Raw genomic sequence first — 24,593 nt, 5'->3', positions numbered from 1 at the left:
TAGAGTACACCCCGATGGCAGCGGCGCCAGTCACGGCAGGGCGCCGCCCGGCGGGCTACGGCTGGGGGGACCCCTGCTTGGCCGCCTGGAACGCCATCCCGCGCAGCCGGATGATGCGCTGGGCGATGGGCGGGTGGCTGGCGAAGACGTCGCCGAGGAATCCCTCGCGCGAGGAGAGCCGGCTGGCGCTGGGGTCCACGATGCACAGGTGCGCCGCGCCGCGCGTGATGGACTGCGTGGGCTCCGCGGCGGCGGCCAGCTTCTCCAGCGCGCTGGCGAGGGCCATCGGGTTGCGGGTGAACTGCGCGGCGGTGGCGTCGGCCAGGTATTCCCGCTTCCGGCTCACCGCCATGGCCAGGAACCGCGAGATGACCGGCGCCAGCAGCAGCGTCACCAGCCAGAGCACCAGCACCACCACCGCGAGGGCGCCCGCCCCGCCCTTGCTCCCGCCCCGGGCGCTGCGACCGCCACCGCTCCGCCCCCCGATCCGCACCCCGCCCCGGAGCATCCGCCCCAGCCCGTCCGACATGAGCGCGATCGCCCCCACCATCGCCGCCAGCAGGGTCATCAGGCGGGTGTCGAGGTTGCGGACGTGCGCCAGCTCGTGCGCCACCACCCCCTGCAGCTCGTCCCGGTCGAGCCGCTCCAGCAGCCCGCGGGTCACCGCCACCGCCGCCTGCCCCGGCTCGATGCCGGTCGCGAAGGCGTTGGGGTCGGCGTCGGGCACCACGTACACCCGGGGCCGCGGCAGCGCGCTGGCGATGGCCATCTCCTCCACCACGTTCACCAGCCGGCGCTCGAGCTCGTCCGCCGGCTCCACCACCTCGGTGGCGCCGGTGGCCCACAGCACCCGCGCCGCGCCCTTCTTCCACGAGTACCAGCAGATGCCGGACGCCACCAGGGTGACCACGATGCCGATCCCCGGCACCCGGTGGGCCTGCGCGGTCCCCGCCGTGGCCAGGTAGATCGCCAGGTCGCCGCCGAAGCCGATCCAGGCAAAGAACAGCAGGAACCCGGTCACCAGCCAGAACGAGCGCCGGCGGTTGGATTCCTGCTGGTCGAAGAGGTTGGCGGAAGCGGCCATGCGCAGTCCCGGGGACCGGGTACCGGGTACCGGGCGCCCTGGGCTCAGTTCATCCGCAGGTCGACGTTGGGCACCGCCCGCTCGGCGGGGTCCTCGAGCTCCCACAGCTCGGCCGGCCACGCCTTGGCCAGCCCGGCCACGAGGTTGGTGGGGAACTGCTGCTGCGCGGTATTGAACGTGGTGGCGACGTCGTTGTACGCCTGCCGGGCAAAGCTCACCTTGTTCTCGGTGCTGGTCAGCTCTTCCTGCAGCTGCTGGATGTTGGCGGTGGCCTTGAGCTGCGGGTAGTTCTCCGAGAGGGCGAACAGCCGGCCCAGCGCCTGGGTCAGCTCGCCCTCGGCCCGCGCCACCTGGGGCACGCCGGTGGCCGCCACCGCCTTGTTGCGCGCCGCGATCACCGCCTCGAGGGTCCCCTTCTCGAAGTCCATCGCCCCCTTCACCGCGTTCACCAGGTTGGGGATGAGGTCGTGCCGGCGCTTGAGCTGCACGTCGATCTGCTTCCAGCCGTTGGCCACCTGGTTCTTGAGCGCGATCAGGCGGTTGTAGGCGGTGATCACCCACAGCGCGATCGCCGCCACCACCACCAGCAGGATGATGCTCATGCCTCGTCCTTGTTGGGGGAGCCCTGGGAGAATTCTAGGGCAGGCCCGACCGCGGGGCTACGGCCGCGGGCCGGCCTGGTCCAGGGCGCGGCGCAGGGCGTCGACGATGGCCTCGTCCTCCAGCGCGTCGAACAGCGCGTGGCGCTCGTCGAGCAGCAGCTCGGCCCCGGGGCCCAGCGCGATGCGGCGCAGCAGCTGGCCCTTGCCCCGGCGCGGCGCGGCGCCGCCGGCCCAGGCCACCAGGGCGCGGCCCACCTTGCCGCGGGGGGCGCCCTCCGGGACGGTCAGCGGCAGCTGGTCCGGCGGCGGGAGCCGCGGACCGAGCGCGGCCGCGACCCGACGCTCCACCACATCGCCCGCCAGGCCGCCCAGTTCCTTGACCAGCTGCTCCAGCGTGGCGCCCTCCATCTGCTGCAGCTTGATCGCCAGGACCTGCAGCAGGTGCCGGTAGCCGTAGGTCGCCGCCGTGCCCCGTCCCTCCGGCGGGCTGACCAGCTTGCGGGTCACGTAGAAGCGGATGGTGCGCTCGCTGGGCCGGGCGCTGGCCGCCGCGTTGACCGGGTAGATCGCCGAAGTCTCGAGGATCGCGCCGGCCAGCGCCGAGAGGTCCCGCAGGCTCCAGGGGGCCAGCGCCGCGTACTGGCGGAGCGTGCTCAGGGCGTCGGCGGTGGCCGCGGGAACGGCGAGGGTCACGGGGAGTCCAGGGGGCGGGGGTCAGGAGCCGCTAGTATGCGCCCCCCGCGCGGTGGGGGCAAGGTCGCGGATCACCGCGATTCCCTGCTCCGCGGTGCGTCCCCGGGCTTGCGGCCCGCGACCGGACCGCCGCTATCGTCGGCCCATGCGACGCGGCGTGTCTCTCCTCGAACTGCTGCTGGTCCTGGTGGTGGCGGGGCTGCTGGCCGCGCTGGCGCTGCCCGGCATCGGCGCACTGCACGACCGGCTCCAGACCGACGCCGCCGCCCGGGCGCTGGTGGCGGCCCACCTGCGGGCCCGCTTCATCGCCATCGCCGAACAGCGGGTGGTGGTGCTGGAGCTCACGCCGGCCCGGCTGGCCATCCGTGCGGTGGAATCGCCGGTCGACACGGTGCTGCGCTGGGAAGGGGGCGGGCCGGCGGTGGAGGACGTGCTGGTCACCGGCATGCCGCACCAGGCGGCCTTCGGGCCCGGAGGAGTCGGGATGGGGCTGGCCAACGCCACGTTTGTGCTGCGCCGGGGCGGGGCCGTGCGGCAGGTGATCGTGTCGCGGTACGGCCGGGTGCGGCTGCAGTAGGGGGGCTGCAGCCGGGCCCCCGGTCAGTCGTCGGCGCCGGTGTCCGTCCCGCTGCCCAGCCCGTACTTGCGCACCTTGGCCAGCAGGGTCGATCGCGCAATGCCGAGCAGGTGCGCCGCCCGGCGCTTGTTGCCGCGGGTGAAGGCCAGGGTGCGGGCGATATGCCGCCGCTCCACGTCATCGAGCGGCTCGGGTTCCGTCGGGTCGGCCGGGGCCAGCGCCTGGCGCAGGTGCGTCAGGTCGAGCCCCGGCGCGGCGAGCGCCAGGTAGGCGGCGTCGAGTCCCGGCACCGCGAGCGCGCGGGCCGCCTCCGACGCGTTGGTGACCACCACCGGCTGGTGGCCGGCGCCCTTGAGCGACTGCACCAGCCCGTCCCGCCGATCGGTCTCGGTGTCCAGCACCAGGATGTGCGAGGATCGCATCGTCATGTTCTCCGGCCAGGCGCTTCCGCTTCTGATGAGCCGTGTCGGCGCCCTGTTACGCGGTACGCTGCCGGCCCTGGTGACGGGGGACCCAGGCGGTCCGTGGGCTGACACCGCCCCCTCCCGTCCCTATGTTTTGGCCCCAACGGAGGCCACCCCTGTCATGCCCCACCCCGATCTCCCCACCCTGCCCGTCGGCGCCCGCCTGCAGGATCCCCTGCTCGTGGTGGACGTGGAACACCGCACCGGCGACCACCCCCACACCCTGCTGACGCTGGGCAACGCGTCCGGGCGCCTGCAGACCGCGCCCTTCTGGCCCACCGATGCCGCCAGGATCGCCGGCATCACCCGCGGCGCCGTGGTCCAAGTCATCGGCACCGTGTCCAGCTACCGGGACCGTCGCCAGCTCGCCGTCGACTCCATCCGTGTCCTGCCGCGCGACCAGGTGGACTGGCGCGCCCTGATGCCCTCCATCGGGGAGGTCGGGCGCTGGTGGAAGCGCCTCGACGACTGGCGGGCCCGGGTCGCCGGGCCCCGCCTGGCCCGCACCCTGGCCCTGTTCTACGACGACCCCGACTTCCGCGCCCGCTACGAGCAATGCCCCGCCAGCACCGCCGGCCACCACGCCGCCCTGGGTGGCCTGCTCAAGCACACCGTGGAGGTGGCCCACATCGGGCTGGCCACCGCCCGCCTCTATCCGCATGCCGACGCCGACCTGGTGCTCGCCGGCGTGCTGCTGCACGACATCGGCAAGCTCGACAGCTACACCTGGGACGGCTCCTTCGAGATGACCGTGCCCGGCGCCGTGATCGGGCACGTGGTCCTCGGCGCCTTCCAGCTCGATCGCCGGGTCCGGGCGGCGCAGCCGATGCCCTGCACCGAGGCCGAACTCCTGCTGCTGCAGCACCTGGTGCTGTCCCACCATGGCAAGCTCGAGTTCGGGGCGCCGGTGGTGCCCATGACCCTCGAGGCCGAAATCATCCACTACGCCGACAACGCGAGTGCCAAGACGGCCAGCATGGACGAGGCCCTCGACGACCCCGAGAACTTCCCGGACGACCAGCCGGTGAGCACCCGGACCATCTGGCAACTCGACCGCCGCCGGGTCTGGCGCGCCGAGAGCGACTGGGGCGCACCCGATCCATCACCCAGCATCGGGGACTAATTTAGTCCCGATTGCCTGACACACTGGCATTTGCCCGAACGGGCGACCCGCGGGTCGCCCGTTCAGCTCTTGCGTCTGGCCTGCCGCACCAGGGCGCCCGTCCACCAGCTCACCAGCCCCAGCGCGAGGAACGCCAGCCCCGGGGGGAAGTCACGGCGCAGGGACGTCGGGCAGAAGCCAAGGGCACAACCGCCACCCGGCCATTCCTGCAGCGACGCGACCGCCGCCACGAGCGTTCCCGGTCCTTCCACCATGAAGAAACCTTATCGTCCAAGGTGGGGTGGCGTCAAGTAGGACACAACGAAAACGGCCACCGGGCTCGGGGGCCCGGCGGCCGCTTTCCACGTCGACGGACAGGGGGCGGAGCCTTGCGGCACCCGTTCTTCTCCGCGCCACCGCCACCAGCTGGTACGCCGGTGGGTGGGTGACAGGGGCCCTTGCCACTGATCCCCGGACAGGATGGCCATCCTGCCTGGTTCGACAACGCGAGCGCTGCGAGTCGGGTCGGGTCGCGGACCAACCCTTCGCACTGCACCCCGAGGCGCCAGATCGGGGTGGATGAGGCGCGCGACTGGCCTCACCCGCCTGGGCCGGCGTGATCACCAGGATCCCGGACCACCGCAGCCCTTGCCGACGTCGGTGATCTCCCCTGAATTCCCGCCCAGACTCGCCCGCAGCTGCCAACCGGACCGGGGGTCCGATCACATCTCTGCTGGCGGTCTGGCTAAGATAGGCGCGTGGAGAAAGCGTGCAAGCGCCTATCTTTCTTCGGGTTACGTCACTCGATGTGCCTGGATTGTGGAAACCTAACCTGCGGCGGGACCCACACCTGCAGCGTCTCTCCACGGCATGTGGAATTGTGTATCCACACGCCGGGAGGGGGTGGAAAACTTCAGCTGCCGGTGGCGGAGGGGGTCGGGATGCTGCCGTCGGTCTTCGGACGGTACCGGATCCCGAGGGCGGAGCCGAAGTAGCTCTCGGCCGCCGGCTGGAAGGCACGCACGGCGGTGCGCACCTTTGTGCCGCGCCCGATCCCGTACCCGCGCAGCTCCGCCTCCTGCCCGTGCTCGCTCAGCCGGGTGAACTCGGTCACACACCCCTTGAGTTCAGCCTCCAGGGTGACCAGGGCGCGGTCCATTCCTTCCCGGACCCGCCGCGGATCGGGGGCCGGACGTGGATGGGTGCTCAGGGTCTCCCGGGTCACGGGCACCATGCGCACGGCGGCGCTGCAGCGGTCCGCCACCGCCCGGGCCCGGGAGCGAAGCACCGGGTCGCTGGTGGCCCGGAGGTCGCGCGCAATGCGCGCGGTCGCGGCATCGACCAGGGTCAGGGTATCCCGAAGCCGATAGAGCGCGTCCCGCAGGACGGTCTGCACCGAGTCCAGGGTGGGGTCATCCAGCACGGCCTGCCCGGCGAGCCGGCCAGGCAGGAGGGCGCAGGTCAGCGCCAGGGTCAGCAGGCGAAGGGATTTCACGATTCCAGTCCGACTTCGATGTAGCGGTAGTTGGGCTCGCCGTCACTCGTGGCCAGGAGGCCGCCGGCCGCGCTGGCGGCAAACCACCCGCCCACCAGCGTGCGCGGCCCGTCGAGCTCCCCCAGGATGGGGCCGAGCCAGCGCCGCAGGTGCCGCACCTCCGGCGCCCGTCGGCCCAGCAGGGCCAGCAGGGCGCCGGAGCCGCTGGTGGCCCGGAGGAAGTGCGCCAGCGCGTGGGCGCGCTGGGAGAACTCCACGGCCTTCACCCCGGGCTCGTCGAACAGCACCTTGCCTTCGAACACGTCCATCGGCGGCGCGTCGAGCCGGGGGCCGAGGTAGATGTACTGCCGCCGGCCCTCGACCTTGCGCTCGATGACCGCGGCGGCGGTCTCCCCGGTGAGCCGGGCGGCGTGGATCATGTCGTCATCCGGGAGCACCCCGGTGGCCTTGGTCCATTCCAGCGCCGCCAGCGCGATGTCCATCGGGCACCCGATGGTATCGTCGAACGCCACCAGCCGCGGCGCCTCGCCGGCGCGCAGGATGAAGTGCGACAACGCCTCCGCCCGGTCGCCGAAGCTCCGGATGGTGAGGGTCTGCGGGATGGTCATGGGGCGGAAATCTACATCGGCGGGGCGGGGATTGGGCGGTCGGCGCCGGCCCCCGGGCGGAGCGGGGCGGTGCCCCCCCTCCGCCACGGGACCGGGCCGTCGCTAGGGCGTCAGCGCGCTCTTGCCCTCCACCTTCACCACCCAGAGCCCGGAGTTCATGTCGGGCACGTAGATGTAGCCGTCGCGGTAGATCGCCCCCCAGGCGTTGGCGACGTTGGGCGTGGCCCCCAGCTTGTCCCCGGTGTGCACGTGGGCGATTTCCCGCCCCTGTCGCAGCAGGTCCCCCCGGAGCTCCCCCGACACGTCGAGCACCCGCAGCCCGCCCTGGTAGTCGCCCAGGTACAGCGTGTCGCCGGCCACCCACACGTTGTGCGTCCCGCCATCCTTGGGCTCGTACCACGCCACGATGCGCGGATTCGCCAGGTCCTGCAGGTCGATGACGTGCAGCCGCCCGTACGCGCGGCCGAGCCCGATGACGCCGCCCGGCGCGTAGCCGGTGGCCGCGGGCCTGGCCGCAAATACCTCGTCCCCGACGAAGACGTACCGGCCGCTCCGCCACGCCGTGTGCGTGCCGCGGATGAAGCCCGGGCCGCCCACCGCCTCCACCTCGCGGTAGAGGGCCGGGAGGTCGTACTTGACCTGGGTGACCAGCACCGGCCGCTCCGGGCTCCCGCCCTTCATCCCGTTGCCGACGTCGAGCACGACCAGCCCGTCGTTCCAGTAGGAGAGGTAGGCGAGGCCGTCCTGCACGTCGATGTCGTGCAGCATCCGGCCGGCGGCGGTCCGCGGCGTCTCCCACCGCGCCACCTGCCGGGGCTGGTAGGGATCTCGCAGGTCGATCACCCGCATCGAGCCGGTGGCATCGTCGGTGAGGTAGACGTAGCCGCGGTAGATGAACGTGGAGTGCACCCCACCGCTGACCGTCTCGGTGAACTCCGCGATGGCCTTCGGGTGCGCGGGATCCTCGAACGAGAGCACCACGATGCCGTTCTTCCGGCTCGAGGCGCCCTCCCGCGTCACCACGCCGAAGCGGCCGTCCTCGGTGGTCATCAGGTCGTTGATCACCCGGGCGTCCACCATCACCGAGTCGGTGATCTGCGGCTTGGTGGGGTCGGCGAGGTTCACGGCGTAGAACCGGTCGCCGAGGGTGGTCAGGTAGCCGTGTTTGCCATCGGGGTGCAGCCAGAACTCCGCGGCGGTGCCCTTGATGGGGAGCCGGCCCGCGATGCTGGTCGGGCGCCGCACGTCGCGCGGGGCCACGCTGACCACCGCCTCCGCGCTGCGACCCGCGAAGCTGGCGAGCACCCGGTAGGTCCCCGGCAGGTCGGCCACGAAGGCGCCATCCTCGTCGATGATCCCGTGGCCCGGCGCGAGCGACCACTCCGGGAGCGCGTCGGCGATGGTCCGGCCCCCCCCCCGCGCCGTGAAGGCAAAGCGCACCACGTCGCCGGCCCGCACCCGGACCTCGGCGGGCTCCAGGCTCACCTGGGTGACCGGGTTGGGGAGCACCGTCACCCGGAAGCTCCGGCTGGCGCGGCCCGCCGTGGCGGTGATGGTCGCCTGCCCCGCCGCGCGGGCCGTGAGGCGACCCTCCCGTCCCACCGCCACCACGGTGCCGCGGTCGCTGCTCCACAGCACCTCGTCGTAGCGCCGGTCGTCGTTGGCGGCATAGGGCGTGGCGGTGAGCGCCAGCGACTGCCCCACATACAACCGGGTGGGCAGCGGCGTGACGCTCAGCCTGGCCGCCGGCTGCGGCAGGATCGTCACCCGTCCGATGGCCGTGGTGGCCCGGCCGCCACCCGCCGGCCGCACCAGCGCCGACACCGTGACGGTGCCGACCGCGCCGGCCGTGACGAGGCCGTCGCCGTCCACCGAGCCTTCGAACATCCCGCCCGTGGCGAACCAGGTGGCGGTCGTGCCGGGGAAGACCTGCCCGGCGGAGTCGTAGGCCACCACCTTGAGCCGGAGGGTATCGCCGACCAGCACCGCGGCCTCGGCGGGCTGGATCGCCGCCCGCGCGATCGGGGATGCCGTAGGCCGCGGCGCGGCGGGGGGGGGCGGGGGAGCGGGCTGCTGCGGCAGCAGCACGAGCAGGAGCGAGGCAAGCATGTGTGGGTCCTGGAAGAGGGGTCCGTCGCGTCAAACTAGGGCCTGCCCCGGTCGCCGGCCAGCGGCGCCGGCCACCTTCTTGACAACTTCCGGGACGGGCTGAACCTTATCGCCATGGCCGCAGCACCCCGCATCGCACTCCCCTAACAGCCGCGCGACGTCCCACCGGTCAGCGCCGCCCTGATCCTGTCTTGCCCCGACCATTCGGGCCGGGGGTTTTCCGGAGCCGGCGAGCTCCCACATCCGAGGTAGAAGCAATGGCGAAGGGTACCGTGAAGTGGTTCAATGATGCGAAGGGCTTCGGCTTCATCGCTCAGGATGGCGGCAAGGACGTCTTCGTGCACCATACCGCCATCGCGATGGACGGCTTCCGCTCTCTGGCCGAGGGCGACCAGGTGGAATTCGACATCGTGGAGGGCCCGAAGGGCCTGCAGGCGGCGAACGTCCGCAAGGCCTGAGCGCCGCTCGCGGCTACCCTGACGCACACGCCGGCCCCGGCGGCTGGACGGGCCAGACCCGTCCGCGCCTGGGCCGTCGTCCTTCCCCCCTGGCTTCACCTCCGGGCGCCGGGGCGCGATACTACCGGGCGTGACCCGATCCCTCGCGCTGTTCCTCACGCTGTGCCTCCCGTGCACCCTCGCCGGGCAGGACACCCCGTTGCCACCCCTCGCCTTCCTCGGCTTCGAGGCCGGAACGCGACTCACCCCGGCCGCGCACCAGGTGCGGGCGCTGGGAGGGCGCGGCCTGCGCTGTGACCGGTCCCGCCGGGATCGCGCGGTGCACGAGTGCCGCGGCACCGTGTTCGCCCCCGGCTCGGGGACCGCGGTGGAATTGTGGCTGTCCGCGGTGGACAGCGCGGCCGGCGTCCTCACCCTCTCGGGCAGCATCACCGGCGCGGAACTGGAGGAGTGGAAGCGGACCCTCGAGGGGGCCTACGGCGTGGTCGGGGCCCGGGTGCAGGGCAGCCAGTGGATGCTGCAGTGGGTTCGGCAGGGGCGGATGCTGCGGCTCACCTGGCGGATCGAGCGGGGCCGGACGGTCGCCTCGGTGAGCCTGATCGACGGCCGGGTGCTCGATGGCTGGGGTCGGGCCCGCGCGGCGGCCCCGGCACCGCCGCCGGCTCCACCCGCCGCCGCCGGCGTCAGTCCGTGAGGCGCACCAGGAAGCTGCCCTCGCCTTCCTCCAGCACGTAGTCCCGCACCACCTCGCCGCCGTCCCGCAGCCGGCGCAGCAGCGTGCGCACGCGGGTGCGCACCGGCGCACCCCCACCGGCGCGGCCGCGGCCGGTGATGAGGCGCACCACGGCGCCCCGGCGGGCCCGCGCCTGCGCGCGCAGGAACTGCTCCGCGCTGCGCGCCGCGTCGAGCACGCTCTGGCCGTGCAGGTCGAACTGCGCCGCCGCCGGCCGTCGGGTCCATTCGGGCATGCCCAAAGGTAGCGTGGCGGGATTGCCGCGCGTCGGAGCCTCCGCTAGCGTACGGGCGGGCCATCCCCCCCTCCGGAGTCGACCGTGATCGTTGCCTGGCGGCGGTTTCTCCTTCCCTCCACCGTCGCGCTGGCGTGTGCCGCCACCACGGCCGCCTGCACCCAGGGCAACGCGCCGGTCCGTATCGGGCTCGCGGGCCCGTTCACCGATTCCGTCGGCGCCCCCATGCTGCGGGCCGCCACCCTCGCCGTGGAACAGATCAACGCGGCGGGGGGCATCAACGGCCGCCCCATCGAGCTCGTGGCGCGCGATGACCACGGCGATCCGGACACGGCCGTGATGGTCGCCACGGCGCTGCAGGCCGCCGGCGTGGTCGCGGTCATCGGGCACGTCTACAGCGGCGCCACCCTCGCCGCCGCGCCCGTCTACAACGACCCCGCCCATCCGGTGGTGCAGCTCTCGCCCAGTTCCTCGGCCCCGCGCGTCACCACCGCCGGCGAGTGGACCTTCCGCGTCTGCCCCAGCGACCTGCAGTACGGCACCGCCCTCGCGCGGTACGCCGCCAACCAGCTGGGACTCACCTCCGCCTCGGTCCTCTACGCCAACAACGAGTACGGCCGGGGCCTCCGCCAGACCTTCATCGACGAGTTCGTCCGGCTCGGCGGCCGGATCGAGGACGTGGACCCGTACGCACCGGTGGCGCCGGACGTCGGGGCCTACGTCGCCCGGCTGCTGCGGCGCAAGCGGAGCCAGGTCCTGGTCATCGGCGGCAACGAGGCCGACGCCCTCGCGGTGCTGCGCGCCATCCGCGGCGGGGGCGTCACCCTGCCGGTCATGGGCGGGGACGGACTCGAGGGGCTCGAGGCCGGCGGGCCGGTCACCGAGGGGACGTACATCGCCCTGGGCTACCTCCCCAGCCAGGCCACCCCGCCCAACCGCGCCTTCGTCGCGGGGTATCGCGCCCGGTACCCGGCAGCCTCGGACCCGACCCAGGCGGCGGCAGCGTCCTACGACATCCTGTGGATGCTGCGGGAGATCATCGCGCGCGTCGGGACCGACCGGACCCGGATCCGTGACGCGGTCGCGGCGGTGGGCAACGGTGCCCCGGCGTTCGAAGGCGCGGGCGGGACCATCGCCTTCGACGCCAACGGGGACTTGCCCAACCCGAACGTGGTGCTCGGGCGGGTGGCCGGCGGACGGCTGGTCGCGGTGGAGTCCCGGTGAACCCCTTCACGCGCAGCCTCCGGCGCATGCTCGCCACCTCGGTGGCCTGCACCGTGGCGCTGGTGCTGGTGATGTCGGTGGCCGCGATCAGCGCGCTCCGGACCATCGCGCGGGAGACGGAGGACGAGATCGAGGTCCTCGACCGGGGCGGCCGGCTGGCCGGGGCGCTGGTGGCCACCGCGCTCGACCAGATCCGGGCCGGGGAGAAGTACCTGCTCACCCCGAGCAGCGCGGTCAAGGCGGAGTTCCTCACCACCGGCGACGAGGCCTACGCCATCCAGGCCCGGCTGCGCGGGCTGCCGCACCTCGACGGGCACGACCGCGCGCTGCTCAACCTCGTGGGCGACCGCCAGGCCGAGCTCGAGATCTCCTACTCCATCGCGCACGCCCTGGCCGACATCGGACGCAGCGACGATGCCCGCCTCCTGGCCGCGCGGGCCACCGGCGCCACCGACAGCCTCATCGCCGCCGTCCGGTCGCTGAGCGAGGAGCAGGGGGCCCACGCCCGTGACCGCGCCGCCGCCCTCAGTGCGCGCACCGTCCTGTACCAGCGGCTGGTGATCGGCTGCGGCCTGCTCGCCCTGGTGGTGGGGATGGCGGCCGGGGTGGGGCTGATCCGGATCGTGGACCGCCAGACCAGCCGCCTGATTGCCGCCGCCGACCGCTTCGGCGGGGGCGACCTGCGCCCCCTGCAGCTGGCGGGGATGCCCGCCGAGCTGGCGCGGCTGGCGCGCGCGCTCGATGACATGGGTGGCCGGCTGCGCGCGCTGGTGCAGGCGGTGGTGCAGGAGTCGCAGCAGCTCTCCGGGAACGCGGGCGACTTCTCCGCCATGAGCGAGGAGATCGCGGCCTCCAGCGGCCAGATCTCCGCCGCGATGGTGCGGATCGCGGAGGGCGCCGAGCACCAGGTGCGCGGCACCGGGGAGGCGGACCAGCTGCTCACCCGGCTGCGCGAGGCGTCCGCGTCCAACGCCGATGCCGCGCAGCGCGCGGTGCGCCTCGCCGAGGAGATCCGCCGGACGGCGCTCCGGTACCGGGGTGACGTCGAGTCGGCCCGCACCACGCTGCTCGACGTGCGCGGGGTGGTGCAGACCTCCGCGGAGCAGGTCCGCGCCCTGGTGAGCCAGTCGGAGTCCATCACCGACTTCATCGACCTGATCAAGCAGATCTCCAGCCAGACCAACCTGCTCGCCCTCAACGCCGCCATCGAGGCCGCCCGCGCCGGCGAGCACGGACGGGGCTTCGCCGTGGTGGCCGACGAAGTGCGCCAGCTGGCCGACTCGAGCGCCACCGCCGCCCGTGAGGTCACCAAGACGGTGGAATTCCTCCGGGCCCAGATCCGCCAGATCGCCGAGACGATGCAGGTCGGCACCAGCAAGGTCGGGGGAATCGAGACGCTCGCCGAGGCGGTGGTGCAGGGCCTCGATACCATCGGCACCGCCATCGGCGAGGTGCAGTCCGCCGCCACCGGCCTGGCCACCGCGGCCGGACAGAATCGCGACGTCGTGGGCCAGCTCGGCTCCCGCACCGCCCTGGTGGCGCGGGCGGCATCGGAGCACGCCTCCGCGAGCGAGCAGGTCTCGGCCGCGGCGGAGCAGCAGAGCGCCTCCACCGAGGACATGGCGGCGAGCGCCACCGCGCTGCTGGATGCCAGCAGCCGGCTCTCGAAGCTGGTGGGGGAATTCCGGACCTGACGGGCGGCGCAGGTGCCACAACGCAAACGGGCGACCGGTGTCGGTCGCCCGTGCTGCATTCCGGAGCGGGGCCTACTTCTTCTTCTTGGCGACGGGCTTCTTGGAGGCCGGCTTCGGCTTGGGCTTGGCCTTGGACTTGGCCGCCTTTTCCCGCTCGGCGGTCCGCTCGGCCCGCTTCTGGGCGGCTTCCCGCACCTCCGCGATCACCCGGTCCCCTTCCTCCATCCCCACCAGGCCACGCCGGGTGGCGTAGCGGATCAGCTCCTCCGCATCGGCGAGCTGGAACTCAGCGATCCGGGCCGCGGACCGGATGACGTTGAGCAGTGCGTCGGCCACGGGGCTCCGGAGCACGTTCGCGATGCCGGGCAGCGCTTCCAGCAACGTCGAGATCTGGGAAGCGCCAAGTTCCGAGGCCAACGACCCCTCCTGGTGGAAACCCCCTGCGCGCCGGCCGTTACCGGGCCGCAGATTGAGCGGCAACGTACCACCCGGGGTGGGGCTGGTCAAGAATTCCTGAAAAAAAGCGGCCGAAACCCGGGGGTCTCGGCCGCAGAAGGCTAGTTGTAGTCCCTGCTACTGATTCGGTATGCCCCCTGACTACAAGCCGTAGCGGAGCAGCGCCGTGAGCCCCCACCCCGTCAGCGAGCCGGACGCGCCAGCGGGGGTCTCCAGGTGGCCGAAATCCACGCGGAGGGCTGGGACGAAGGTCAGCGCCGGACTCAGGTCGATCCGGAGCCCGGTCCCCGCCCCGACCAGGTACCCGCTGCCCGTCTCCGGCGACCAGACCCGGCCCTCGATCACCGGCTCGAGCGCCATCTTCTCCCCGATCGGGAAGGTGCCGCTCACGCCAGCCGTGAAAATGTTCTCCCGGTTGCCGAGCGAGGTCGAGTCGCCGCTGTTGGAGGCGGCCCGGAAGAAGTCCCAGGCGTAGATGGACACCGTGCCACGCCCCATCGGCGCCAGCAGGCTGGCATCGAAGAGGAAGCGATGGCCCGGGCTCACCTCGCTGCCGCCGGCGAAGCCGCCACCGCGGAGCTCGTCGTTGCCGAAGGTGCTGAAGGTGGCGCCCAGGGAGAGCCGGCTCTGGCCGACCAGGCGATCGGCGCCAGCCCGGATGCGGGTCTCGATGCCAGGCTGGTACTTCACCGACTTGTTGCTGGCGTCGTTGAAGGGACTGTACTCGGCGCTGAAGCGCAGGCTTGCCGCCAGGCCGAGGTTCCAGGGGCCGGCGGAGGTGGCCGCGGCGAGCCCGGGGGTAACCGAGGTGCCGGACCCGTACGAGTTCACGGGGAAGAGCAGGAACGACGAGGACGCGCTCGACGCCACGCCGAACTGCCGCAGCGTGGTGGTCTGCTTGCCGGTGGGGAGGTTCACCATGACGCTGGCCACCAGCGCGTCGGTGCCGAGCACGTACGACATCCGCACCTGGGCATCGGTCAGCGACGAGAAGCTCTCGTCGGCGCCGGCGGAGTCCCGGGTGGACGTGGTGGCGTAGGCGGTGCCCACGTCGAACGAGAAGCGCCGCCCCACCGGAACCAGCACCCCGATGGGGAAGGCGAACTGCCGGATGCGCTGCACGGAGAACTCGTTGCCGCCGAAGCTGTACTGGCGGGCGTCGAGTCCACCGACGACGGCGGCCTGCGGAAACAGGTTGTCCTGTGCCGCGGCGGCCCCGGGAGAGACGGCCGCGAGGGCGGCCAGCGTGACTACGATCGATGAGGTCCGCATCAGGGCCGCGTGATGATGATGATGATCGTGCCGCTCAGCGTATTGCCGTTGGGCACGTCGGTGTTGAGGGTCTCGGGCAGGTTGGGCCGGACCGTGGGCGGCCGGGAGGTCGGCCCGGTGAAGCGATTGGTCAGCGTGGTGCCGGTGGAGGGGATCGTCACCTGGATCCCGGTCCGGAGGATCGGCCCGCGCGTGGCCACGGTCGGGTTGCGCGGCGTGACGTCGCCGGGCGGCTGGTCCCCGGTGGTGGGCCCGGAGGGCAGCAGGCCGGCCAGCACCCGGGGCGTGACCCGCATGGCCTGGGCGGCGCGGGCGCTGCTGGCGCGCCGGTCGCGGGCCTGGCGGAAGTTCGGGTCGCGGGCCACCGCGGCCTCGAAGCTCGCGGCCGCGGCGGCGTAGTCCCCGCGGTCCTCCTGCTCCAGGCCGCGGCTGAAGGCGAGGAACGCCTGCATGTCCGCGGTGGGGCGCTCGCTGATGGCCCGCCGCTCGGCCGGCGTGATGACCACGCCCATCTGGTCGAGCAGGCGGAAGAGCACCGTCTTCTCGAGGGTGAAGAGCTGCTGCAGCTGGTCCGAGCCCGTCCCGGTGGCCACCACCGCACTGCTAGTGGCATCGACCACCGCGGCGTCGAGGCGCAGGTCGGTCCGCCCCGGCACCTCCTGCACCGAGCCCTGCACCACCCGGGCGGCGCGGAGCATCCGGCCGGACCGGGCGCCGGTGGCCGGGTCGACCCGGCCGCCCTCGGTGAGCGCGAGTTCATCGACCAGCGCCTGCACCCGCTCCCGCTCGAGGAGCGTGAGCCGTGGCAGCTTGGACAGGTCGGTGACCATCAGATGGGTCAGGCCGCGCCCGAGGGGCTCGAGCTCCGCGTTGGTGCCGATGAAGCGGAACGGGAAGACGGCGATCGCGTTCTGGGTCGGGGGCTGGCTCGAGAGCGTGGCCTCCCGGGCCACCGCCTCGCGTGCCGCGGCCCGCAGCTCGGTGCGGGTGAGCAGGGTGAGCCGGTTCTCGATCTCGCCCCGCTGGCCGGCGTTCCGGGCCTGCAGCGCCGCGGCGGTGTAGGCCACCCGGGCCGAGTCGAACTGGCCCAGCTGCTCGAAGGTGAGCCCCAGGTAGACCTGCGCCGGGTAGTTCTGGCGGTTGAGGGTCAGGGCGCTCGCCAGGACATCGCGGGCCCGCTCGTACTTCTGGGCTTCGTAATTGGCGATGCCCAGCTGGGTCATCAGGCCCGCGTCGCGCGGGCGCTGCTGGCTGGCCGCCTCGAGGGCCGGCAGGTCCGCGGACGGCGCGGGGCCCTGCGGGGCCGAACCTCCGGCGCAGGCCGCCAGCAGGGCAACCGCCGCCGGCAGCGTCCTTCTCGTCAGGTGCATACGATCCCTGGGGGATGGGGTGGGTCAAATTCCAATGTACCGGTCCCCCCCGGAATGGGAAGAGGGGGCATCCACTTACCGCACCGTCAATTCGCCCTGCATCCGGTATGCGGCGTGGGTCACCGACACGAAGCGATACGTCCCTGGCGGCAAACCCGGCAGCCGCACCCGGAAGCTGGCCCCGGGCCCGGGCAGCACCGGTCCCCTAAGCGCCCCGGACCCTGCCGGGAGGAGTTCCTGCAGCCGCGCCTGCTCGGCAGGGGACAGGTCGCCGGGCTCGAAGCCGACCACGTAGGGGCCGCCCGCCTCCACCGTGAACTCGATCACGTCGCTCCCCCCCACCACGAGCCGGGCCGGGGCAAAGCGGAACTCTTCGGGCGCTGGGTGCCGCAACCGCACCTCATGGGTGCGCTGGCCCGCGAGCGGCAGCGCCGCGAGCAGCAGGCCGAGCAGTGGCGCGAGACGGGCCGACATATTTGCGCCCCCTTGAAGCGATCTTTAGATTGACGCACGGGCGGGTCAGACATTCCCAGCCTGACGCTCTCCCGCCAGAAGGGCGGTCCGTGGGACGTCGCGGCATCAAAGAATACCGGGCTGCCGAGGCCCTGATCCTGATCGCGGCCGACCGCGACCACAAACCGCTGGTTTGCCCCTCCTGCAGCACCCCGACCATCGAGCGCAGCCCCAAACGTAACGAGGAACCCGCCGGGCGGGTGACCATGCAGTGCCGCACCTGCGGCCGGGTGGCCTCCTACCTGGCGCGAGCCTCGATGAGCACGCCGGAAGACCCGCGCCGCGAGGAGTGATCCCCCCGCGATCGGGCACCGGGACGCACCGGTCTCCCCCGCTACATTCCGCCATGCCCTCCCCCTCCCTGCTGATCTTCCTGACCGTCTTCATCGACCTGATCGGCTTCGGCATCGTGCTCCCGCTGCTGCCGAGCTACGCCGCGGCGTTCCAGGTGGGAGACACGGGCGTCGGCCTCCTGGTGGCGAGCTTCTCGCTGATGCAGTTCCTGCTCGCGCCGTGGTGGGGGCGGCTCTCGGACCGGGTCGGCCGACGACCGGTCCTGCTGGTGGGCCTCGCGGGCAGCGCCATCTCCTATCTGGTGTTCGGGCTGGCCGGGAGCTTCTGGCTGTTGCTGGTGTCCCGCCTGGTGGCCGGGGCGATGGGCGCCACGGTGAACGTGGCCCAGGCCTACCTGGCCGACGTGACGCCGGCCGACCGCCGGGCCGGCGCCATGGGCCGGCTGGGCGCCGCCTTCGGCCTGGGCTTCGTGGTGGGGCCGGCCATCGGTGGCCTCTCGAGTCACTGGGGCAGCGCGGCACCCGGGCTGGTGGCCTCGGCGCTCACCGGCCTCAACCTGGTCCTGGCCTGGCGCTGGCTGCCCGAATCGCGGCGGGCCGCCGCGACCGGGGTGGCGACGGCCCCGGTGCACTGGAGCCGCTTCCTGGGCGCCTTCTCGGCCACCGCCTGCTCGACCGTCGCGTTCACCGTGCTCTACGTGATCTTCCCGCTGCAGGTGGAGCGATCGCTCGGGCTCGACCGCCACGACTCCGCCTACCTCTTTGTGCTGATCGGCGTGGTGAGCGCCGCGGTCCAGGGCGGGCTGATCGGCCGCCTGGTGCGGCGGCACGGCGAGCCGCTGCTGATCGCGGTCGGGGGCGTGGTGCTGGCCCTGGGACTGGCGCTGCTGCCGCGGGCGCTCACCCCGGGGGCCGGGCTGCCGCTGCTGTGCGGCGCGCTGGTGCTGGTGGCCGCGGGGTCCGCCACGATCGGCCCGAGCGCGGCGGCCTTCGTGAGCCGGGTGGCGCCGGCGGAGGAGCAGGGGCGGGCGCTGGGGCTGCTGCAGAGCGTGAGCGCGGTGGCCCGCATCATCGGCCCCATCGCCGCCGGGGGCATCGCGTCGGCCATCTCGCCCCGGGCGGCGTTCTACGCGGCGAGCGCCGCGGCGGGGTGCGCGGGCCTCTCGGCATTCCTGGCCCGCGCGGGGATGGGCCGGCCTAGCGTGGCCGGGTGAGCAGGCGGTCCCAGCGGATGGTGGTCAGCGCCCGGTAGCGCTGCCAGCTGGCGGGATCATAGCTGAAGTAGATGCACAGCGGGGCGCCGCGCACCGCCCGGCGCGGAATGAAGCCCCAGTACCGGCTGTCGTAGGAGTTGTCGCGGTTGTCGCCCAGGACGAAGTACGAGTCGGGCGGCACCACGAGGGGTCCCCAGTGCTGCAGGTCCGGCGTGTAGCCGGCGGGATCCGCCGCCAGGTACGGCAGCTGCCACTCCCGCATCTGCCGCCGGGCCTCGGCGAACTCGCCCTTGCCCCGGTCGGTGTGGCGGGCCCAGGGCTCCGCCTGCCGCAGGCCGTTCACGTAGAGCTCCCCGCCCTGCATCTCCAGCGTGTCGCCCGGCACCCCGATCAGCCGCTTCACCAGCTTGAGGTCGTCCTCGACGGAGTCGAAGACGATCACCTCGCCACGCCGCGGCTGGCGCCAGGCGGGGAGGTGCCAGCCCAGCCCCGGGATCTCGGGGCCGAACACCGCCTTGTTGACGAAGAGCCGGTCGCCCGGGAGCAGGGTGGCCTCCATGCTGCTCGAGGGGATGCGGAACGCCTCCAGCACGAAGGTGCGGAGCACGAGCCAGGCGGCGATGGCGATCAGGATGGCGCGGACCCATTCGCGGAGGGCCTCGGCCAGGGTGGCTTCGCGGGGCGGGGGGCCCGCGGGGGCGGTCATCGGGGGATGGTGAGGAGTCGGCCCCAGCGGGTCGCGGTCAGGAGCGGCAGCGGGCGCCAGCTCGAGGGATCGAAGCTGTAGTAGATGATGAGCGGCGAGCCCCGCAGGTTGCGACGGGGCAGGAAGCCCCACCAGCGGCCGTCGTAGGAGGAGTCGCGGTTGTCGCCCATGACGAAGAGCGAGTCGGCCGGGACCACGATGGGGCCCCAGTTGTTCCGGTCGGGCTGGTAGGCGGCGGGCCGGGGACCGACCAGGCGGGACTCCTGCCAGGCCCGCATCTGGGCCTGGCTCCCATTGGGATCGGGCTCGCCGGGCCGGGCCCGGTGGGCGTAGGGCTCGGCCTGCGGCGCGCCGTTGCGGAGCACGGTGCCGTCCCGCATGGCCAGGGTGTCGCCGGGCAGGCCGATCACCCGCTTGACGACGTCGAGCCCCGCGGTCTCCACCGACTCGAAGACGACGATGTCGCCGTGGCGTGGCTCCCGGAATCCGGGCAGCAGCGTGCTGGTGAAGGGGATCTTGGCGCCAAAGGTCGGCCGCGCCACCCACAGCACGTCGCCGGTGAGCAGGGTGCCTTCCATGCTCTCGGAGGTGATGTGGAAGGCCTGCACCAGGAAGGTGCGCAGCACCAGCCACGCCACGACGGCGAAGCCGATGGTCCGCACCCACTCCCGGAGCTTGCCGCCGGGCGCCGGCGCCTCCGTCACTCCACCCAGTCCGCGATGAAGAGGTTGGTCTCGCCGACTTCCGACTGGTGCCGGTTGGAGGCCCACAGGAGCTTCTTCCCGTCGCCGCTGAACATCGGGAAGGAGTCGAAGTCCGGGTGGGTGGTGACCTTCTCGAGCCCGGTGCCGTCAGGGTTGACCAGGTACAGGTCGAACTCGCCGCTGCGCGGCTTCTCGAAGTTCGAGGAGAAGATGATCTTCTTGCCGCTCGGGGTGAACACCGGCGCGAAGTTGGCCCCGCCGAGGTTGGTCACCTGCCGCGCATTGCTGCCGTCGGCGTCGGCCACCCAGACCTCGACCTTGGCCGGCCGGACCAGGCGGTTGTTCAGCAGCGTGAGGTAATCGGCGGTGTCGGCCGCGGTCCTGGGATAGCCCGCACGCCAGACGATCTGGGTGCCGTCGGGCGAGAACCAGGCGCCGCCGTCGTAGCCCACCCGGTTGGTGAGGCGGCGGACGTTGCTGCCATCGACGTTCATCGTGTAGAGCTCGATGTCGCCGTCGCGAGTGCTGGTGAAGATGATCTTCTTTCCGTCGGCCGAGACGGTGGCCTCCGCGTTGTACCAGCCGTTGCTGGTCAGCGGGCGGAGGTCGGTGCCGTCGAGCTTCGAGGTGTAGATCTCGAGGTGTCCCAGCGGCCAGACGTACCCGTGGGAGCGGTCGGGCGGGGCCGGGCAGTCCGGCGAATCCTTGAACGTGGAGCTGTACAGAATGCGCTGGTCATTGGCGTAGAAGAAGCCGCACGTGGTGCGGCCCTGGCCGTTGGAGACCCGACGCACCCCCGACCCGTCCGCCTGCATGAGGTACTGCTGGTCACAGCCGGCGTCGACCTTCTCCTGCCGCTGGTAGATGATCGTGCGGCCGTCGCGCGAGAAGTACGCCTCGGCGTTGTTGCCGCCGAAGGTCAGCTGCCGGATGTTCTTGAGGTGGCGCTCGCCCGTCTCGGGCTGCACAAACGTCGTCGAGGCGCCAGTGCTCGACCCGCCCGAGGCGCAGCCAAGCGCGGCGAGGGGGAGCGCGACACGGAGGAGGAAGGCGGTACGCATAGGGGTGGAAGGATAATCGCGGACGGGGACGGCGTGGAGGGGAGTGGAGGGGATGCGACCGGGCCGGTGGACGGGATCGGAACAGAGGTTCCGACCCACCCACCGGCCCGTCGTTCAGGGGCGCGCGCCGGGTGGCGCGACACCGGCCTAGTTGGTCTTGGTCAGCTCCACCCGGCGGTTGGCCGCGCGGCCCGCCACCGTGGTGTTCTCCTGCACCGGCTGGTCCGGGCCGTAGCCCTTGGCCGTCAGCCGGGCCCCGTCAATGCCCTTCCCGATCAGGTAGTCCCGCACCGCGCTGGCGCGCGCCGCCGACAGCCGGGTGTTCGTGGCCCGCGACCCGGTGTTGTCCGTGTGCCCGCCCACCTCGACGGTCACGTCCGGGTTGTTCGCCAGCGACTCCGCCACCCGGTCGAGCACCGCCGTCGATGCCGGCAGCAGCACGGCCTTCCCGGTCTCGAAGTTCACGCCCTCGAGCACCAGCGGCTGGCCGGCCTGGAACAGCGCCGCGCAGCCCACCGCGTCCACCGTGGTCCCCGCCGGGGTGTCCGGGCACTTGTCCACGGCGTTCCGCACGCCGTCCCCGTCACTGTCCGCCGGGCAGCCCGTGGCATCCACCGCCGTGCCGGCCGGGGTGTTGGGGCACCGGTCGGCCGCGTCCAGCACGCCGTCGCCATCGCTGTCCTTCGGGCAGCCATTGGCATCCACCGCCGTGCCGGCCGGGGTGTTCGGGCACCGGTCCGCCGCATCCACCACGCCGTCGCCGTCGCTGTCCTTCGGGCAGCCGGTGGCATCCACCGCCGTGCCGGCCGGGGTGTTGGGGCACTTGTCCGCCGCATCCACCACGCCGTCGCCGTCGGCATCCTTGGGCAGCGAGCAGCCGGTGGCGTCCACCCGGTCGCCGGCCGGGGTCGCCGGGCAGCGGTCGAGGTTGTCGGTCACGCCATCGCCGTCGGCGTCCTTGGGCAGCGAGCAGCCGCTGGCGTCGACCTTGTCCCCGACCGGGGTGGCCGGGCACTGGTCGGCCGAGTCGCGCACGCCGTCCTGGTCACGGTCGCCGTCGCCGTGCTTGCCGAGCAGCAGCGACAGGCCGGCCTGGAAGCCCCAATGGAGGTTGTTGTCGGCCTGCTGGACGCCCAGCGCCGGGAACGGGCCGCCCTTGCTCTCGGCCGAGGCGATGTAGTCGAGCGTGCCGTCGAGCCGGATGCTCAGGGTGCCGCCGGTGCCGAGCCGCAGGCCCGCCAGCGCGCCCGGGCCGCCCTTGCTCTCCTCGTACCCCTTGCGGAAGAGGTTGTGGGCGTAGCCGCCGCCCAGCAGGAAGGCGGTGTGGCCGCCGATCGGGACGTTGTAGACCAGCCGCCCGTGCAGCGGGAAGTTGCGCACGTACACGTCGGTGGACGTGTAGGTGGGGTTGTAGGCGGCGTCGGCCTCGAGGGCGAGGTTCGTGAGGACGAAGATGCCGAGCCGGCCGCCGACGCCCACGCGGTCGTCGAAGTTCAGGTCGGAGTCGTAGTGGGAGAAGCGGCCGAACGCGCCCACTTCGACCGTCCCCGGCGCCTGCGCCACCAGCGGCGCGGCGGCCAGGGCAAGGCTCGCAAACAGACTGCGAGTGATACGCATGGTTCCCTCCATCAGGTAAGAGTGCTCTCCGTCAGTCGCCGACTCTAGTGGCACATCCCCGAACCGTCAACCGCGCTTCACACGACCCCGCGACTCGGGATTCGCCGAGTGTGAGGCGGATCACATTTTCAATTCCCGGAGGATGGCCAGGACCTCCGCGGCATGGCCCTTCGGTTTCACCTTCTCGAAGACGCGGATCACCTTTCCGGTCGGGCCGATCACGAAGCTCGTCCGCAGGATCCCGAAGTACCTCCGCCCGTACATGCTCTTCTCCCCCCAGACGCCGTAGGCCGTGGCCACGGCGTGATCGGTGTCGGCCAGCAGCGGGAAGGGGAGCTTGTACTTCGCGGCGAACTTCTGGTGCGAGGCGACGGGGTCGGGGGAGATGCCGAGCACCGTGGCGCCGGTGGCCCGCACGGCGCGCCACCGGTCGCGGAACTCGCAGGCCTCGGTGGTGCAGCCGGCGGTGTCGTCCTTCGGGTAGAAGTAGAGGACGACCGGCGCGCCCTTGAACTGCGTCAGGCGCACCGTGGCGCCGTCGGCGGCAGGAAGGGAGAACGCGGGGGCCTTGGCGCCGGGAGCGAGCATGGGATCGAGGAGGCCGGGAAACGGGAAACGGGAAACGGGAAAACGGGAAACGGGAAACGGGAGCCTCCGGGGGTACCCCCGGGCAGGCGCGGGGTTCCCTCGCCTAGGGGAGCAGCTCGGTGGCAATCGCGAGGGGCGACGCCAGGCGGAAGAACGGCAGCGTGGCGCCCCGGCGCAGGTCGCGGTCGAGGAGGTTCCAGGTGGCGTAGCCATCCTCGGAGCCGGGCTCGAGGACGCAGGCGGCGAAGGTCCCCAGGCGCTGGTCGGTCGAGACCCAGTACCAGCCCGGCGCGGCCGTCGCGGCCTCCGGGGCGCCCCACGCCCCGTGCACGGTGACGGTGCGGTGCCCCTCGAAGACGAACGGAGCCACCTGGAGGCTGTCGACCCGGAAGCGGGCGGCGGGCCCCGACCAGGGATCGCGCAGCCGCTCCACGAGGACCCCCTGCTGCCGCAGCAGGCTCACGAGGTGCCCATAGCCGGGCGGCAGCAGGTAGCCGGCGGGCCGGGCCACCTGCGCGGCGGGCACGAACCGGTCATACACGGGCATGCGGATCGCCTGGAAGGCCCCGGAGCGGCGGCGGCGCGCGAAGCCGTGGCTGCCGTCGCCGTCGTCGTCGGTGAGCTCGGCGATGACCTCCTCGACGTGCGGCGGGGCCAGCACCGAGCGGAGCGCGATCGAGTCGGGCCGCCACCGGTCGGTGGCCGCCACCACCCGGCGGATCGTGGCGCGCTCCTCCGCGGCCAGCGAGAGGATCTCGCGCAGGAAGAGGTAGGTGGCGCGGATCCGGGTGGGGAAGGGATCGTTGCTGTAGCCCTCGGAGAGGATCGCAAGGCGGCCGCGGACGCCCATCGCGTTGGTGCCGAAGCGGGGCCGGGCGTCGTAGGTCTCCCACCCCTGGGCCAGCGAGTCGCGATGCTGGCTGCGGAAGTTGCCGTAGGGGAAGGTCTCCACCTGGTGACGGCGGCGCAGCCGCTCGCGCACGGCGGGGAGGAAGCGATCGCGCACGTAGTCGTTGGCGGGCGAGCCGTTGGGATTGAGCCCCGGCGACCAGGTGAGCGCGTAGCCGTGGTAGCTCCCGTTGGTGGTATGCAGGTCGATGAAGACGTCGGGATCCCACGCCGCCAGCAGCGCGTACGCCGCCCGGGTCTCCGGGCCCTCGAGCTTCACGTAGTCGCGGTTGAGGTTGAGCCCCTGGCCGTTCAGGCTCGGGCCGACCACCGCGGGGCCGTTCTGGCCGGGCCGGTGGCGCTCGCCGGGGCCGAACTTCTCGTTGCCGTCGATGTTGTAGATCGGCACCACGAGCACGATCACGCTGTCGAGCAGGCGGCTGAGCGGCCCGACCGCCAGGTCGCGCAGCAGCATCTGCGCGGCCTCTTTGCCCTCCACCTCGCCGCTGTGGATGTTGCCCTGGAGGTAGATGACGGGCTTGCCGCTGCGCGCCGCGGCGGCCGGCCCCTCGACCATCGGCCGCGCCGCGAGCACCCACGGGATGGCCCGCCCCTCCGGGCTGGTGCCGAGAACCCCCAGGCGCAGGTCACGGGAGCGGCGCGCCAGCGAATCGAGGAAGCCGGTCACGTCGGCGTAGCTGGAGGTCTCGGCCCCGCCGGTCCGCTCCGGTCGGGTGGACTGCGCGGTGAGCCGGGCGGGTCCGGCCAGGGCCAGCGCGAAGGCCGCGAGTGGCAGGGAACGCAGGAGGTGACGGGGCATGGGTCGCGAGGCA

The 24,593-nt window shown here is 72.6% G+C and carries 27 protein-coding genes; 8 read left to right on the top strand and 19 right to left on the bottom strand.

Translation table 11 applies throughout. The features are described from left to right. Positions 1-55: 55 nt before the first annotated feature. Genes IPJ95_07400 through IPJ95_07390 form a run of 3 tightly spaced genes read right to left on the bottom strand, consistent with a single transcriptional unit; the run spans position 56 to position 2,379 of the window. Positions 56-1,084 carry a M48 family metalloprotease gene (locus tag IPJ95_07400; protein ID MBK7923449.1) on the bottom strand — a complete coding sequence of 343 codons (1,029 nt, stop codon included), beginning with the start codon at positions 1,082-1,084 and terminating at the stop codon, positions 56-58. Between the two features lie 44 nt (positions 1,085-1,128). Further along, on the bottom strand, positions 1,129-1,686 hold the full coding sequence (locus IPJ95_07395; GenBank protein ID MBK7923448.1) for a LemA family protein: 558 nt from the start codon (positions 1,684-1,686) through the stop codon (positions 1,129-1,131). A gap of 57 nt (positions 1,687-1,743) precedes the next feature. Continuing rightward, complete coding sequence (locus IPJ95_07390; GenBank protein ID MBK7923447.1) at positions 1,744-2,379, bottom strand: MerR family transcriptional regulator; 636 nt, start codon at positions 2,377-2,379, stop codon at positions 1,744-1,746. A gap of 157 nt (positions 2,380-2,536) precedes the next feature. On the opposite strand from IPJ95_07390, the gene IPJ95_07385 reads away from it, so the two are divergent. Then, entirely contained in the window at positions 2,537-2,956 is a 420-nt protein-coding gene (locus IPJ95_07385; protein MBK7923446.1) for a hypothetical protein, read from the top strand. A gap of 23 nt (positions 2,957-2,979) precedes the next feature. Here IPJ95_07385 and IPJ95_07380 read toward each other — a convergent pair whose 3' ends face one another. After that, positions 2,980-3,378, bottom strand: a complete 399-nt coding sequence (locus IPJ95_07380) for a hypothetical protein (GenBank protein MBK7923445.1) — start codon at positions 3,376-3,378, stop codon at positions 2,980-2,982. Between the two features lie 163 nt (positions 3,379-3,541). On the opposite strand from IPJ95_07380, the gene IPJ95_07375 reads away from it, so the two are divergent. Continuing rightward, positions 3,542-4,543: an HD domain-containing protein gene (locus IPJ95_07375; protein MBK7923444.1), complete on the top strand. Its 1,002-nt coding sequence runs from the start codon at positions 3,542-3,544 to the stop codon at positions 4,541-4,543. Between the two features lie 62 nt (positions 4,544-4,605). On the opposite strand, the gene IPJ95_07370 is transcribed toward IPJ95_07375, so the two are convergent. The 4 genes from IPJ95_07370 to IPJ95_07355 form a co-directional block, all read right to left on the bottom strand. After that, entirely contained in the window at positions 4,606-4,797 is a 192-nt protein-coding gene (locus IPJ95_07370) for a hypothetical protein (protein MBK7923443.1), read from the bottom strand. 638 nt (positions 4,798-5,435) lie between these two features. Then, a complete protein-coding gene (locus IPJ95_07365) occupies positions 5,436-6,017 on the bottom strand; it encodes a hypothetical protein (protein MBK7923442.1) in 582 nt (193 codons plus the stop codon). After that, positions 6,014-6,625, bottom strand: a complete 612-nt coding sequence (locus IPJ95_07360) for a hypothetical protein (protein ID MBK7923441.1) — start codon at positions 6,623-6,625, stop codon at positions 6,014-6,016. Before IPJ95_07360 ends, IPJ95_07365 begins: the two co-directional genes overlap by 4 nt. Positions 6,626-6,727: 102 nt before the next feature. Continuing rightward, positions 6,728-8,734: an Ig-like domain-containing protein gene (locus IPJ95_07355; protein ID MBK7923440.1), complete on the bottom strand. Its 2,007-nt coding sequence runs from the start codon at positions 8,732-8,734 to the stop codon at positions 6,728-6,730. A gap of 257 nt (positions 8,735-8,991) precedes the next feature. Here IPJ95_07355 and IPJ95_07350 point away from each other — a divergent pair, with 257 nt between their 5' ends. Both IPJ95_07350 and IPJ95_07345 read left to right on the top strand, forming a co-directional pair. Next, positions 8,992-9,192: a cold shock domain-containing protein gene (locus IPJ95_07350; protein MBK7923439.1), complete on the top strand. Its 201-nt coding sequence runs from the start codon at positions 8,992-8,994 to the stop codon at positions 9,190-9,192. Between the two features lie 130 nt (positions 9,193-9,322). Beyond that, positions 9,323-9,886, top strand: coding sequence for a hypothetical protein (locus IPJ95_07345; GenBank protein MBK7923438.1), 564 nt, complete (start codon positions 9,323-9,325; stop codon positions 9,884-9,886). On the opposite strand, the gene IPJ95_07340 is transcribed toward IPJ95_07345, so the two are convergent. After that, the gene (locus IPJ95_07340; GenBank protein MBK7923437.1) at positions 9,876-10,160 is read right to left on the bottom strand and encodes a Smr/MutS family protein; all 285 of its coding nucleotides are present in this window, start codon (positions 10,158-10,160) and stop codon (positions 9,876-9,878) included. The two genes, IPJ95_07345 and IPJ95_07340, sit on opposite strands and share 11 nt — an antisense overlap. An 84-nt stretch (positions 10,161-10,244) precedes the next feature. Between IPJ95_07340 and IPJ95_07335 the strand changes: the two genes are divergently transcribed. Continuing rightward, positions 10,245-11,384 (top strand): branched-chain amino acid ABC transporter substrate-binding protein, encoded by a 1,140-nt coding sequence (locus IPJ95_07335; protein ID MBK7923436.1) that lies wholly within the window; start codon positions 10,245-10,247, stop codon positions 11,382-11,384. Beyond that, complete coding sequence (locus IPJ95_07330) at positions 11,381-13,078, top strand: hypothetical protein (GenBank protein MBK7923435.1); 1,698 nt, start codon at positions 11,381-11,383, stop codon at positions 13,076-13,078. Before IPJ95_07335 ends, IPJ95_07330 begins: the two co-directional genes overlap by 4 nt. A gap of 72 nt (positions 13,079-13,150) precedes the next feature. On the opposite strand, the gene IPJ95_07325 is transcribed toward IPJ95_07330, so the two are convergent. The 4 genes from IPJ95_07325 to IPJ95_07310 all read right to left on the bottom strand — a co-directional run bounded on the left by IPJ95_07325 (position 13,151) and on the right by IPJ95_07310 (position 16,650). After that, positions 13,151-13,495, bottom strand: a complete 345-nt coding sequence (locus IPJ95_07325) for a hypothetical protein (GenBank protein MBK7923434.1) — start codon at positions 13,493-13,495, stop codon at positions 13,151-13,153. Between the two features lie 180 nt (positions 13,496-13,675). After that, positions 13,676-14,806: a hypothetical protein gene (locus IPJ95_07320; GenBank protein ID MBK7923433.1), complete on the bottom strand. Its 1,131-nt coding sequence runs from the start codon at positions 14,804-14,806 to the stop codon at positions 13,676-13,678. Continuing rightward, positions 14,806-16,176 (bottom strand): hypothetical protein, encoded by a 1,371-nt coding sequence (locus tag IPJ95_07315; GenBank protein ID MBK7923432.1) that lies wholly within the window; start codon positions 16,174-16,176, stop codon positions 14,806-14,808. Before IPJ95_07315 ends, IPJ95_07320 begins: the two co-directional genes overlap by 1 nt. Positions 16,177-16,251: 75 nt before the next feature. Continuing rightward, positions 16,252-16,650: a hypothetical protein gene (locus IPJ95_07310; protein ID MBK7923431.1), complete on the bottom strand. Its 399-nt coding sequence runs from the start codon at positions 16,648-16,650 to the stop codon at positions 16,252-16,254. 89 nt (positions 16,651-16,739) lie between these two features. On the opposite strand from IPJ95_07310, the gene IPJ95_07305 reads away from it, so the two are divergent. Beyond that, positions 16,740-16,982, top strand: a complete 243-nt coding sequence (locus tag IPJ95_07305) for a hypothetical protein (protein MBK7923430.1) — start codon at positions 16,740-16,742, stop codon at positions 16,980-16,982. 53 nt (positions 16,983-17,035) lie between these two features. Beyond that, the gene (locus IPJ95_07300; GenBank protein ID MBK7923429.1) at positions 17,036-18,196 is read left to right on the top strand and encodes an MFS transporter; all 1,161 of its coding nucleotides are present in this window, start codon (positions 17,036-17,038) and stop codon (positions 18,194-18,196) included. On the opposite strand, the gene lepB (IPJ95_07295) is transcribed toward IPJ95_07300, so the two are convergent. From lepB (IPJ95_07295) to IPJ95_07270, 6 genes are all read right to left on the bottom strand, one after another. After that, complete coding sequence (lepB, locus tag IPJ95_07295) at positions 18,180-18,902, bottom strand: signal peptidase I (protein MBK7923428.1); 723 nt, start codon at positions 18,900-18,902, stop codon at positions 18,180-18,182. The genes IPJ95_07300 and lepB (IPJ95_07295) overlap by 17 nt on opposite strands. Further along, entirely contained in the window at positions 18,899-19,606 is a 708-nt protein-coding gene (gene lepB, locus IPJ95_07290; GenBank protein ID MBK7923427.1) for a signal peptidase I, read from the bottom strand. The genes lepB (IPJ95_07295) and lepB (IPJ95_07290) overlap by 4 nt, the downstream gene beginning before the upstream one ends. After that, complete coding sequence (locus IPJ95_07285) at positions 19,603-20,667, bottom strand: PD40 domain-containing protein (GenBank protein MBK7923426.1); 1,065 nt, start codon at positions 20,665-20,667, stop codon at positions 19,603-19,605. Before IPJ95_07285 ends, lepB (IPJ95_07290) begins: the two co-directional genes overlap by 4 nt. A 147-nt stretch (positions 20,668-20,814) precedes the next feature. Beyond that, positions 20,815-21,909, bottom strand: a complete 1,095-nt coding sequence (locus tag IPJ95_07280) for a thrombospondin type 3 repeat-containing protein (GenBank protein ID MBK7923425.1) — start codon at positions 21,907-21,909, stop codon at positions 20,815-20,817. Between the two features lie 495 nt (positions 21,910-22,404). Next, complete coding sequence (gene bcp / locus IPJ95_07275) at positions 22,405-22,872, bottom strand: thioredoxin-dependent thiol peroxidase (GenBank protein ID MBK7923424.1); 468 nt, start codon at positions 22,870-22,872, stop codon at positions 22,405-22,407. A 103-nt stretch (positions 22,873-22,975) separates the two neighbouring features. Then, the gene (locus IPJ95_07270; protein MBK7923423.1) at positions 22,976-24,580 is read right to left on the bottom strand and encodes a peptidase M14; all 1,605 of its coding nucleotides are present in this window, start codon (positions 24,578-24,580) and stop codon (positions 22,976-22,978) included. Positions 24,581-24,593: the final 13 nt, after the last annotated feature.

Source organism: Gemmatimonadota bacterium, assembly GCA_016713785.1.
Classification (GTDB): Bacteria; Gemmatimonadota; Gemmatimonadetes; order Gemmatimonadales; family GWC2-71-9; genus JADJOM01.
Note: the sequence above shows the minus strand (reverse complement) of the source record. Positions and strands in the feature narration are given on the sequence as shown.

What these genes read in the sequence shown, in the direction of transcription:
- IPJ95_07375 (MBK7923444.1), top strand. Translation starts at nt 3,542, where the DNA reads ATGCCCCACCCCGATCTCCCCACCCTGCCCGTCGGCGCCCGCCTGCAG.
- IPJ95_07340 (MBK7923437.1), bottom strand. Translation starts at nt 10,160, where the DNA reads ATGCCCGAATGGACCCGACGGCCGGCGGCGGCGCAGTTCGACCTGCAC.
- bcp (MBK7923424.1), bottom strand. Translation starts at nt 22,872, where the DNA reads ATGCTCGCTCCCGGCGCCAAGGCCCCCGCGTTCTCCCTTCCTGCCGCC.
- IPJ95_07380 (MBK7923445.1), bottom strand. Translation starts at nt 3,378, where the DNA reads ATGCGATCCTCGCACATCCTGGTGCTGGACACCGAGACCGATCGGCGG.
- IPJ95_07310 (MBK7923431.1), bottom strand. Translation starts at nt 16,650, where the DNA reads ATGTCGGCCCGTCTCGCGCCACTGCTCGGCCTGCTGCTCGCGGCGCTG.
- IPJ95_07360 (MBK7923441.1), bottom strand. Translation starts at nt 6,625, where the DNA reads ATGACCATCCCGCAGACCCTCACCATCCGGAGCTTCGGCGACCGGGCG.
- IPJ95_07370 (MBK7923443.1), bottom strand. Translation starts at nt 4,797, where the DNA reads ATGGTGGAAGGACCGGGAACGCTCGTGGCGGCGGTCGCGTCGCTGCAG.
- IPJ95_07350 (MBK7923439.1), top strand. Translation starts at nt 8,992, where the DNA reads ATGGCGAAGGGTACCGTGAAGTGGTTCAATGATGCGAAGGGCTTCGGC.
- IPJ95_07400 (MBK7923449.1), bottom strand. Translation starts at nt 1,084, where the DNA reads ATGGCCGCTTCCGCCAACCTCTTCGACCAGCAGGAATCCAACCGCCGG.
- IPJ95_07285 (MBK7923426.1), bottom strand. Translation starts at nt 20,667, where the DNA reads ATGCGTACCGCCTTCCTCCTCCGTGTCGCGCTCCCCCTCGCCGCGCTT.
- IPJ95_07355 (MBK7923440.1), bottom strand. Translation starts at nt 8,734, where the DNA reads ATGCTTGCCTCGCTCCTGCTCGTGCTGCTGCCGCAGCAGCCCGCTCCC.
- IPJ95_07270 (MBK7923423.1), bottom strand. Translation starts at nt 24,580, where the DNA reads ATGCCCCGTCACCTCCTGCGTTCCCTGCCACTCGCGGCCTTCGCGCTG.
- lepB (MBK7923428.1), bottom strand. Translation starts at nt 18,902, where the DNA reads ATGACCGCCCCCGCGGGCCCCCCGCCCCGCGAAGCCACCCTGGCCGAG.
- IPJ95_07315 (MBK7923432.1), bottom strand. Translation starts at nt 16,176, where the DNA reads ATGCACCTGACGAGAAGGACGCTGCCGGCGGCGGTTGCCCTGCTGGCG.
- IPJ95_07395 (MBK7923448.1), bottom strand. Translation starts at nt 1,686, where the DNA reads ATGAGCATCATCCTGCTGGTGGTGGTGGCGGCGATCGCGCTGTGGGTG.
- IPJ95_07320 (MBK7923433.1), bottom strand. Translation starts at nt 14,806, where the DNA reads ATGCGGACCTCATCGATCGTAGTCACGCTGGCCGCCCTCGCGGCCGTC.
- IPJ95_07300 (MBK7923429.1), top strand. Translation starts at nt 17,036, where the DNA reads ATGCCCTCCCCCTCCCTGCTGATCTTCCTGACCGTCTTCATCGACCTG.